Below are 10,539 nucleotides of genomic sequence, written 5' to 3' on the forward strand. Positions count from 1 at the left end.
GCATTCAGTTCCACGCTGCAGGTAAAACCATGCGGCGCTAAAGCGCGTGTCATGCTGCTTATTATGTGCAAACTGCTATAACGCCTTGCTTGCAACAAACTCCTGCAAATAACATCTGCCACATTCAAACAACATTGATTTGATTGATTCATGGTGGAAACAACATTGCAGCCTCGGCACAAAGCTTACGTCTATATGACCTGCGGCACACATCTTCTCGTTTTTGACGAGCCGGAAACCGACATCGCAGGCACATTGCAGGTGCCAGGTGGAACTCTGGATCCGGGTGAAAGCTATCTGCAAGCTGCCAAACGCGAGTTTGAAGAAGAAACCGGCCTCCGTGTTTCCGGCGCGCTCGAACAGTTCACAGGGCATGATTTCCTGTATGACGATGCTCTCACCTCAGGTCCGGAGCTACACCGCCGCAAATTTTTCCATCTCAAAATTCAGGAAAAAGCAAAGCAGACTTGGGATCATTACGAAATGAGCCCAAATGACGGTGGAGATCCTATCCTCTTTCGCTTCTTCTGGGTTGATTTGGCAGACAACGAAACTAAGTCCAAGCTAACAATGCACGGAGGGTTCGATATCCCTCTTGAGCAACTGTGTGAACGACTGAACATCACCCAATAAGGAAAACAACATGACCACTGCTCTAAACAAGATCGCTGTAATTGGCGGAGGATCTTGGGGAACTGCGCTCGCCTTGGCAGCCGCAAGAGCAGGTCGGGAAGTCTCCTTATGGGCCCGCGATGCGGAAACCATCGCCGCAATAAACGCCAGCAAACAGAACCCGAAATACCTGCCCGGCATCGAGTGGACAGAGCAAATCACCGCAACCGGCATCCTTAAGCATGCTGTGAGCGGTGCCGACGCGCTTCTGCTCGTCACCCCAGCGCAAACAACGCGGGCGATGACAGAAGCGATCACGCCGTTTCTAAAGCCAGCAACACCAATCGTTCTCTGCGCAAAAGGCATCGAGCAATCAACCGGCCAGCTCCTCTCTGAGGTGATCAAGTCCGTGGCGCCTGATGCCATCCCGGCAGCGCTGTCCGGCCCAAGCTTCGCACATGACGTGGCAAAGGGCTTGCCAACAGCCGTCACAATCGCGGCTGAAGACGGTGCAGTAGCAGACCAACTTTCCGCAGCACTCGCCTCAAACAGCTTCCGCCCCTATGCAACTGATGATCTCATCGGCGTGCAAATTGGTGGAGCCCTCAAAAACGTGCTCGCAATCGCATGCGGCGCAGCGGTCGGCTATGGCCTCGGCGCCAGTGCACAGGCAGCTTTGACGGCCCGCGGTTTCGCAGAACTGACCCGCCTCGGCATGGCACTGAATGCCAGAAGCGAAACACTCACAGGCTTGTCTGGTCTTGGTGACCTGGTCCTCACATGTTCCTCAACCCAATCACGAAATTTTGCCTTCGGCTTAAAGATCGGACAGGGTAGAACTCCGCAGGAATTGGTTGCACCGGGACAAAAGCTTGCAGAAGGCGCTCACTCCGCTAATATCGCGGTCGCCTTGGCAGCCGAACATGGTGTCGACATGCCAATTGCAAACACCGTGTCACAAATCGTTGCTGGGAAAATCGACGTCGCACAGGCTTTGAGCGACTTAATGACGCGCCCCCTCAAACGAGAGACACACCCCTAGTAGAATCCTTTTAAGCTAGGAATTGCCTGGTTGTATATCAGGGATCAAATGGTTAGGTTGAAAACCTGCTACTGGAGTATCCAATATGCTGTACGCTCTCATCTGCACTGATAAGGCGCATTCTGAAGACCTTCGCCAGAAAACACGACAAGACCATCTCGATTTTCTCAAAGGTCTTGGTGATCGCTTGAAGGCAGCTGGTCCTTTTATGTGTGATGACCTCGTATCTCCGACGGGTTCGCTGGTCTTGGTAGAAGCTGCGAACAGGGACGAAGCATTGGCAGTAGCTAATGAAGATCCTTATTCACTCGCAGGCCTCTTTGAATCTGTTGAGATCCGTCCTTGGAACTGGGTAATTAAGAACCCGGAAGCCTAATTTTGTTGTAAGTATTACAACACGTCAATTCTGGAGCACCAGTCTCTCATTGTAGGCAGGTGCTCTTTTTAATGGAGGCAAAGTTGCAATACTGGCTGTTCAAATCCGAACCTAACAAGTGGTCTTGGGATCATCAAAAAGCCAAGGGCGAAGAAGGCGAAGAGTGGGACGGCGTACGCAACTATCAGGCCCGCAACTTCATGCGCGACATGAAGATCGGAGACCGAGGCTTCTTCTACCATTCCAACATCGGCAAAGAAGTTGTCGGCATCGTAGAGGTCTGCGCGCTCGCACACCCCGATTCCACGACAGATGATCCACGCTGGGAATGCGTCGATATCAAAGCTGTCAAAGACCTCCTGCAGACAGTAACACTGGCGCAAGTGAAGGCCGAAGAACGCCTCTCCGATATGGCCCTCGTGACTTCCATGCGTCTTTCTGTTCAGCCAGTAAAGCCGGAAGAATGGGCCGTGGTTCTGGAAATGGCAGGAATGGACCCATCTGAGGTCTGATCTCACGATGAAAATTACGGACCGGCGCGCTTTTATTTTGGAACAGACACGGCAACACCCTGTTCCTCATGCGCCGTCCATACGTCTTCACCTGGCAGACGAAAGCGTCGATCTCTGGCGCATGGGTGAAGAGGAGCTGGAAGAACTCGGTGTCTCCTCCCCGTTCTGGGCATTTGCATGGGCAGGCGGACAAGCACTGGCACGCTACATTCTCGACAATCCCGAGACTGTTAAGGACAAACGCATCCTCGACTTCGCCAGCGGCTCAGGCCTCGTCGCCATCGCAGCAATGAAAGCCGGAGCAGCCTCAGCTGTTGCAGCAGACATCGATCTCTTCGCTGCAGATGCCGCACTTATCAACGCAAACCTGAATCAGGTTACAATTCAAGTCAGCACTAAAGATCTTCTGGGAAGCTCTCTTGGTAATTACGACCTGACTTGCTGCGGCGATGCCTTTTACGACCCGGACATGACCACAAGGGTTCTTAGTTGGCTAGACACCAGCCCTAAGGAAAAACCAATTCCGGTTTTAGTCGGAGATCCTCAACGCTCCTACTTCCCAACTTCACGTCTCACGCACCTGAAAACCTATGAAATTCCGGTGCAACGAGAGCTCGAAGACAACGAGACAAAGAAGACATCCGTCTACGCATTTGCCTGAAGCAAGAGTGCCAATCACCGACTAGGCCTGCTCATTTCCTCAAAGAACCGTGCAAGCGATTCCACATTCGCATCCGCTTTATAGGGAGATGTCAAAGCACACTCGACAGTCACAGTGCGCTCATCGATCTGAAGCGAGAAATCACTCGTCAACGGCCACATGCTCCAACTGTCACGCAAGGAATTGTAGCGCAAAGAGGTTCCAAACAGACCACCATTTACGAGAAGATTGATAGAGACATTGCGTCGAAAATCAAAAGGACCAGTTTCAAACTCGGCTTTGGCAGGCAAAAGGCTGGTGTATCGATTGGCTTTGTTGAGGAACATCCATTGCTGTTTCTCCTCTGTGACATTCCGAAAAACACTCCGATAGATCGCCATACTGTCTCACCGCTGTTGAAGTTGAACCACGTGCAATATGTGACCTGACGTCAGCAATAACTTAGCGTGACTAAGCTGTCCTTGGGTTAGTTAAGGAGCGGCATTGGCAGTTCATTTAATTTTACTCAACTGACCCTTTTGCAATTGATTTGCTCTTGCAATATTTCACTGCACTGGGCCAAAGTGAGGTTCATTTTCTAATCTCAATAAGAATCCGAAGTATTTGAGGGAGCACTCCGATGCCAACCATTAATCGTCTTGCAGAAATGCACGATGAAATCACCGCTTGGCGCCGTGATTTTCATGAACATCCTGAAGTTCTTTATGAGACACACCGGACATCAGCAAAAGTAGCCGAAATCCTGAAAGAGATCGGCGTTGATGAAGTCACCACAGGTGTTGGCCGTACGGGCGTAGTTGGTGTTATCAAAGGCCGCAACGGCGGCGCTGGCAAATCCATCGCACTTCGCGCTGACATGGATGCCCTTCCAATGGCCGAAGAAACCGGCAAGGAATACGCATCCAAAAACGAAGGCGCAATGCACGCGTGTGGTCACGATGGCCACACCGCAATGCTACTGGGTACAGCGAAATATCTTGCCGAGACCCGCAACTTCGACGGCACAGTTATTCTCGTGTTCCAACCAGCTGAAGAAGGCGGAGCTGGCGCAAAAGCAATGATGGACGACGGCTTATTTACCCGTTGGAACGTTGACGAGATCTACGGCCTGCATAACCAGCCTGGCACTCCGATTGACCACTTCGCAACCCGCTCTGGTCCACTGATGGCATCCACCGATGAGTTCACCATCACAGTCAAAGGCATAGGTGGTCACGCTGCATACCCACACAACACAATCGACCCTGTGGTGGTTGGCTCTCAGATCGTATCTGCCCTGCAGTCCATCGCATCCCGTAATGTTGGACCACTGCAGTCTATCGTAATCTCTGTAACCTTCTTCCAAGCCGGCACTGCATACAATATCATTCCAGACACAGCGAAACTGGGTGGTACCATCCGCACATTGGATCAGGATGTCCGCAAGCAAGCTGCTCAACGCGTGAAGCAGGTTGTTGAGGGCGTTTGTGCTGCAAACGGTGCTGGTGTGGACTACGATTTCGCAGATGGTTACCCATCCACATCAAACCATCCGGATCAGACCAAGTTCGCAACCCAGATTGCTGCTGAAATTGCAGGCAGCGCAGACAAAGTTGATGAAAACATCGACCCAACCATGGGCGGTGAAGACTTTGCTTACTACTTAGAAGAAAAGCCCGGTGCTTTCATCTTCCTCGGAAACGGAGAGTCTGCAGGACTGCACCATCCGAAATATGACTTCAACGACGAAGCTATTCCATATGGCTGTTCCTATTTCATTAAACTGGTTGAAACTGCGATGCCTGCAACCTAAAATGCACATTGCAATTTTCGAAGCCTCGGATTTTTCCGGCGCTTCTCTATATTAAAAATATTCAGGCCATTACCGTGCAAATATCTAAGCAAGTTATTGAAGTCGCTCATAAACGAATTCAGAAATACATTCGCAAGACACCATCTATTGTGAGCGGTAACGGCACTTTTGGCCTGAAGTACTCCATTTCTTTGAAACTGGAACACCTGCAGCATTCAGGTTCCTTCAAAGCCCGTGGAGCATTCAACTCATTACTAAACAACTCAATTCCTGAAGCTGGCATAGCAGCAGCCTCAGGTGGCAATCACGGCGCTGCCGTTGCCTGTGCAGCTCATGCACTTGGCAAGAAAGCCAAGATCTTCGTCCCTGAGATCTCCAATCCAGCGAAGATCGATAAGATCCGCAGCTTCGGCGCAGACGTCCATGTCGAAGGTGCCGCCTATGCGGATGCTGCAGCACTCTGCACCCACTACCAGCAGCAAACCGGCGCAATTGATATTCATCCATTCGATGCCATAGATACAATCAACGGTCAGGGCACCGTAGCATTAGAATGGTCTGAGCAAAGCCCCGATCTGGATACCATCCTTGTGGCTGTCGGCGGCGGAGGCCTCGCAGCTGGTGTCGCAAGCTACTATGCAAACAGCCCCACCAAAGTCATTGCCATAGAGCCATTTGGTTCCTGCTCCATGAACGCAGCGCTTAAAGCCGGCGAGCCAGTTGATGTCGAACTGAACAGCATCGCGGCCAACGCACTTGGTGCAAAGCGATGCGGCACCTTCCCGTTTGAGGTCGCAAGAAACCACATCGCAGAATCCATCCTTGTTGAGGATGACGCTATTCTCGCCGCGCAACGCCGTCTCTGGAGAGAGATGCAGCTCGTCGTCGAACCAGGCGGCGCGACTGCACTGGCAGCTCTGATCTCCGGTGCATACAAGCCAGAAGAAGGCGAGCGCATCGGTGTCTTATTGTGTGGTGGTAACGCTGAACTCATTCAGGTCAACAACACCCTGTCTGGCCGATAAAAGAAAAGCGGTACATCCGTATGGAGGTACCGCTCTTGGAATTCTCTAAAGAACTTTACGCAGGAAACTGCGGGTTCTTGGATCATCTGGGCTCGTGAAGATCTTCTCAGGTGGGCCCTGCTCAACAATGCGCCCACCTTCCATAAACAGAACACGATCAGCGATCTCTTTTGCAAATGCCATCTCATGAGTCACGATCAACATCGTCTGATGAGCCTGCGCAACGCGGGTAAGCAGCTGCAGCACTTCATCGACCCACTCAGGATCAAGCGCAGAGGTTGGCTCATCAACCAGCATAAGCTCTGAATTGCTCGCCATCGCCCGGCCAATGCCAACACGCTGCTGCTGACCACCAGAAAGAGACGCAGGATAAGCATCTGTTTTATCTGCCAGACCGATGTCCCGCAGAATTTCATCCGCCCGCTCAAACGCAGTCTCTTTGGCTTCACCACGAACGGTGATCAAGCCTTCAGCAATATTCTCACGCGCTGTTTTGTTGGCAAACAGGGCATAGTTCTGGAACACAAATGCCGTTCTCAGACGCATCTCTTTAATCTGCGCGGCATTTGCTTTTCGAACGTCGATGCTCTTGCCATCAAGAACATACTCACCCTGTTCTGGCGTCTCAAGAAAGTTGAGACAACGCAGCAAAGTGGATTTACCAGTCCCTGACGGACCAATAATGGCGATGCGTTCGCCTTTTTTGATATCTAGGTCGATCCCGTTCAACACAGGGACACCATTATAGATTTTTGTGAGCCCGCGGATCTGGATCATCTGGAAACAGCCTTTGAAAGTCGATTTTCAATCTGGGTCTGAACGAAAGCAAGGCTCTCAACAACACCCCAATAAATAACGGCAACGACAATAAACGTCTCGAAGTACAGGAAGCTTCCTGCTGCTTCTTTCTGCGCAGCACCCATCAATTCAGTCACACCAAGCGTAAAGGCCAGACTGGTGCTTTTGATCAGATCGATGAAGTAGTTAATCAGCGTTGGCGCAGCAACACGCGCTGCTTGCGGCAGAATAATCCGGCGCATCATCTGACCAGTAGACATGCCAATCGACTTTGCTGCTTCCCATTGGCTACGGTCTACACCCAGGATCGCTGCACGGATACTCTCAGCCATATAAGCGGAGAAGTGCAGAGTCAGACCGATAATCGCGGCAGAAACCCCATCAATCGCTGTGAGGAACGAAAAGAGCTGCGGCAAACCGTAGTAGAACAAAAACAGCTGCACCAGCAGCGGCGTTCCACGAAAGAAGCTGATAAAGAGCCGCGTGATTGCATCCAAGACAGGAAAGCGCACCACGCGGATAATTGCAAACAGCGATGCAAGTATGAGCGCCAAAATCATGGACACACTTGCCATACCCAAGGTTAGGGGTAAGTACTTTAAAAGGATCGGCAAAAGGCCGAGCATGTAGTCCAGATCTAAGGCGCGCATAATCAGTTCTTGTTATTAGAGCATGCCCTCGAACGACGGGAGTAAATTCCCGAAGGCATGAAAAAGGAAAAGCAGTTCCACCAAAGATTCTTAGATGTGAACTACTTTACTAATTCTGAACGGACAGCTTAGTCAGCTTTGGTGATGTCCGCTCCAAACCACTTGTCGGAGATCTCAGCCAGCTTGCCTGAAGCCTTCAGTTCGTCGATTGCAACATCTACCTTAGCAGCCAAAGCTTTACCATCTTCATCAGTACGGAACGGCATTGCGTTGCGAATTTCAGAGAATGGAGCACCAGCCAGCGCCAGCGGCAGCGGAGTTTCTTTGATCACCTGTGTTGCACTGATGCGGTCATGAATAAACGCATCAACACGACCAAGAGCAGTATCCTGAGCCAGGTTGCTTTCGTAGGTGCGGATGTCGATTTCATCAGCAAATGGCAAACCGCGCAGAAGCTCTTCAAAATTGGAACCGAGGTTTACAGCAACGCTCTTGCCTTTAAGGTCTTCAACGCCACCGATTTCTTCGTTGCCAGCTTTTACAACAACCTGCGCACCGTCATAAACGTATGGCTGGGAGAAGGTGAACTTGGCTTCACGCTCAGGCGTAATGGTGATCTGGTTCGCAATAGTGTCAATGCGGCCAGCTTCCAGAGCGCCAATCAGGCCGGAGAAGCTCATGGTAACGAATTCAACTTCATCACCAGTCTGCTTAGCAATCGCACGAGCAACGTCAACTTCAAAGCCCTGCAGAACGTCCTGCTTGACAAATGTGAATGGGAAATACCCACCAGACATGCCCACACGGATTGTTTCAGCCTGAGCAGGAACAGCCACGAGAAGGGCAAGTGCAGCAACAGTAGAACGAGAGAACATAATCTATTCCTGATTACTATTATTTTATTGAGCTCGTTCTATCAGAATGAGGAAAATTTTCTACAATTAGCGGAGCTGTGAGCTTATTTAAATCAAATAAACTACCAATACTGGAATTTATTAGAACCAGTTACCACAAAACCTCACATACATAAAAAATACTTCCCATAAGGCGTTTGGAGACAAAATCTCATTTGAGAACATCTTGTCATTTTCTGCAATTTTCCAGCAATATCACGGAGATGTTACAGGTAAAACGTGCAGTTACCCCTAGTTTTTAGCCAATACGTATAACTAGGGACCTCCCCCTTTGAAAAAAAATGCTCCCCGTAAAACAGAGAGCATTTCTGGTTCAGATTTGAAGCCTTTTGTCAGCTCACCATATCGAAGAACTCTGCTTCAAGCTCACACATATGAGTAAAGCTCTCTGAGATCTCGCTTTGGCGCTTCACGCGTTCCTCTTCGCCAATCGAGTTCACTTCCCGCTTAATCCACTCAATGAACTCTCCAAACTCATCGGTCGCCAGAAACTCAACCCACTCAGCAAGGTAAAACCGCTCAGGCCGTGGCTTGGCAGCTTCCCGATGGCCCCATTCGCGATAGATCCACTCCGAAGCCAGCAATGTTGCCATGCCATCAACGTAGTGACCTTTGCCAGCTGTCGACAACAGCGTTGCGCCAATTGCCCGGGTAATCGTATTGGGCTTGGCAGCCTCATAAACCTCAGGCGCGATGCCCAGTTCTTTAAAGGTGCGCTGAAAATAGCCCAGTTCATTAGAAGTCAGTTGCTGCGCAAAGCCAGACAACCGTGCTTTAGCAGCCATTGTCGGCGCCTTGGCAATCAGGAATCCAAGCGCAGATGCCAAGTCCTGAATGTAGTGGTAATCCTCCAACAAGTAACGGGTGAACAGCTCGGCACTCACTGTGTCGTTACCAACAGCACTGGTAAACGGGTGATTGATCGCCTTATTCCAAGCAGGTCCTGCAGATTTCACAAGCCAATCCGTAAAGGTCTCATCCGTATGAGTGATCTTGTAGTTGGCATAACTTGCAGTGTTCAGCATTCTCGTGTGCCTCCCAACACATTGTCCTGAAGCGCATCTTCCTAAAAGAGGTTCGGATATTCCCCAAAAGGACACGCATGGCAAAAACGCTAAGAGCAGGAAGCGTCAATCTTGAGAAACGCAAAGTGCTCTGGCTTACATCTACTTCGAACAATGCCACTCAGAGTTACGCTGCACTAGACGGAAATCACCGTATATGCCCCCTGCAATTTTAGGGGTATCATCTCGCGCCCGTCGTACTGCACCACACTGCACCCTCTACTTTGCCGGGAAACCTAAGCCTTCCACTCATACAAAATATCTGGTGCACCTTCTTCATTCTCTGAACCGCTTGTCCGCTTCACTTCCTTAAACCCATGCACTTCGTAAAATGCTCTCGCATCCACATTCTCAACAAAGCACATAAGCTTCAGATTTCCGGAAGAGTGAGCTTTTGCTTGGTTTAAGAGCTTTGTACCAACGCCCTTCCGCAGGTGCCGCGGATCCAGATAAAGCTGTTCTACCCAGTCATCTTTTGTGGCCATCATACCTATGATTTGCTCATCTCCCATGACTATTGTCAGTTCATTCTCTTTAAAAACAATATTCTGAAAGAACCAAAGATCTTCTTCTGGCGTGTGCAGTCTAGGTATAAATGTAAGGCATCGGTCTCGCGAATACCGGTACATGCGAGCGACCTCAGGCAACTCATCATACTGCGCAGCTCTAATTTCAAGTGTCTGCATATTCCCCCCATAATTTGGGATAAACCTAGCATAACCTCTACGTAAAGTATTCCCGCAAACACCAATAGCACCACATGGCATCCCATGCAGTGTTGAACCAGAATTCCCGGAAGTCGGGATGAGCAAGGCGGCAGGCAATGCCTGCGCTACTTGTTTAAAAATGTTTCTTCAGCATTGGCTACACGCCTTGCCCAGGCTTTTTATAATGAACAACGTCGCCTCTTTTGCCTATAAGGCACGATAGCCGGTTTCCCGGAAAGACAGTGGCTTACCCAGTCAGGTTTCCCTAAGCAGACAGTTCCTCCGTCTCTGACAGACACATCTGCAAAAGCAGGTTATCCCTGCCATTACATCAGCCTCTGTCACGGCGTGATACCCTATAGTCCTGGGCCCTTCCCCTCAAACCA

At 50.3% G+C, this 10,539-nt stretch carries 13 protein-coding genes; 7 read left to right on the top strand and 6 right to left on the bottom strand.

Annotation, left to right across the window (positions count from 1 at the left end; translation table 11 throughout):
• Positions 1-150 precede the first annotated feature (150 nt).
• The 5 genes from PsWM33_RS20915 (at position 151) to PsWM33_RS20935 (ending at position 3,203) form a co-directional block, all read left to right on the top strand.
• Positions 151-633 (top strand): NUDIX hydrolase, encoded by a 483-nt coding sequence (locus PsWM33_RS20915; protein ID WP_244276728.1) that lies wholly within the window; start codon positions 151-153, stop codon positions 631-633.
• Positions 634-643: 10 nt separating this feature from the next.
• The gene (locus tag PsWM33_RS20920) at positions 644-1,654 is read left to right on the top strand and encodes an NAD(P)H-dependent glycerol-3-phosphate dehydrogenase (RefSeq protein WP_063301512.1); all 1,011 of its coding nucleotides are present in this window, start codon (positions 644-646) and stop codon (positions 1,652-1,654) included.
• An 85-nt stretch (positions 1,655-1,739) separates the two neighbouring features.
• The gene (locus PsWM33_RS20925; protein WP_057461912.1) at positions 1,740-2,030 is read left to right on the top strand and encodes a YciI family protein; all 291 of its coding nucleotides are present in this window, start codon (positions 1,740-1,742) and stop codon (positions 2,028-2,030) included.
• Between the two features lie 83 nt (positions 2,031-2,113).
• Positions 2,114-2,542: an EVE domain-containing protein gene (locus tag PsWM33_RS20930; RefSeq protein WP_063301529.1), complete on the top strand. Its 429-nt coding sequence runs from the start codon at positions 2,114-2,116 to the stop codon at positions 2,540-2,542.
• 7 nt (positions 2,543-2,549) lie between these two features.
• Positions 2,550-3,203, top strand: a complete 654-nt coding sequence (locus tag PsWM33_RS20935; RefSeq protein ID WP_063301513.1) for a class I SAM-dependent methyltransferase — start codon at positions 2,550-2,552, stop codon at positions 3,201-3,203.
• Between the two features lie 14 nt (positions 3,204-3,217).
• On the opposite strand, the gene PsWM33_RS20940 is transcribed toward PsWM33_RS20935, so the two are convergent.
• The gene (locus PsWM33_RS20940) at positions 3,218-3,583 is read right to left on the bottom strand and encodes a hypothetical protein (protein ID WP_063301514.1); all 366 of its coding nucleotides are present in this window, start codon (positions 3,581-3,583) and stop codon (positions 3,218-3,220) included.
• Positions 3,584-3,822: 239 nt separating this feature from the next.
• On the opposite strand from PsWM33_RS20940, the gene PsWM33_RS20945 reads away from it, so the two are divergent.
• Both PsWM33_RS20945 and PsWM33_RS20950 read left to right on the top strand, forming a co-directional pair.
• A complete protein-coding gene (locus tag PsWM33_RS20945; RefSeq protein WP_063301515.1) occupies positions 3,823-4,995 on the top strand; it encodes a M20 aminoacylase family protein in 1,173 nt (390 codons plus the stop codon).
• Positions 4,996-5,069: 74 nt separating this feature from the next.
• Entirely contained in the window at positions 5,070-6,020 is a 951-nt protein-coding gene (locus tag PsWM33_RS20950; protein ID WP_063301516.1) for a threonine/serine dehydratase, read from the top strand.
• 45 nt (positions 6,021-6,065) lie between these two features.
• Here PsWM33_RS20950 and PsWM33_RS20955 read toward each other — a convergent pair whose 3' ends face one another.
• From PsWM33_RS20955 to PsWM33_RS20975, 5 genes are all read right to left on the bottom strand, one after another.
• Positions 6,066-6,797 (bottom strand): amino acid ABC transporter ATP-binding protein, encoded by a 732-nt coding sequence (locus PsWM33_RS20955; RefSeq protein WP_063301517.1) that lies wholly within the window; start codon positions 6,795-6,797, stop codon positions 6,066-6,068.
• Complete coding sequence (locus tag PsWM33_RS20960; protein ID WP_063301518.1) at positions 6,794-7,468, bottom strand: amino acid ABC transporter permease; 675 nt, start codon at positions 7,466-7,468, stop codon at positions 6,794-6,796. Before PsWM33_RS20960 ends, PsWM33_RS20955 begins: the two co-directional genes overlap by 4 nt.
• 128 nt (positions 7,469-7,596) lie before the next feature.
• A complete protein-coding gene (locus tag PsWM33_RS20965) occupies positions 7,597-8,343 on the bottom strand; it encodes an amino acid ABC transporter substrate-binding protein (RefSeq protein WP_057465114.1) in 747 nt (248 codons plus the stop codon).
• A 371-nt stretch (positions 8,344-8,714) separates the two neighbouring features.
• Positions 8,715-9,407, bottom strand: a complete 693-nt coding sequence (locus PsWM33_RS20970; RefSeq protein WP_063301519.1) for a TenA family protein — start codon at positions 9,405-9,407, stop codon at positions 8,715-8,717.
• Between the two features lie 275 nt (positions 9,408-9,682).
• Positions 9,683-10,132: a GNAT family N-acetyltransferase gene (locus PsWM33_RS20975; protein WP_208994681.1), complete on the bottom strand. Its 450-nt coding sequence runs from the start codon at positions 10,130-10,132 to the stop codon at positions 9,683-9,685.
• Positions 10,133-10,539 lie beyond the last annotated feature (407 nt).

The sequence above is a fragment of the Pseudovibrio sp. WM33 genome (assembly GCF_001623165.1).
In the GTDB taxonomy this organism is placed as follows: Bacteria; Pseudomonadota; Alphaproteobacteria; order Rhizobiales; family Stappiaceae; genus Pseudovibrio.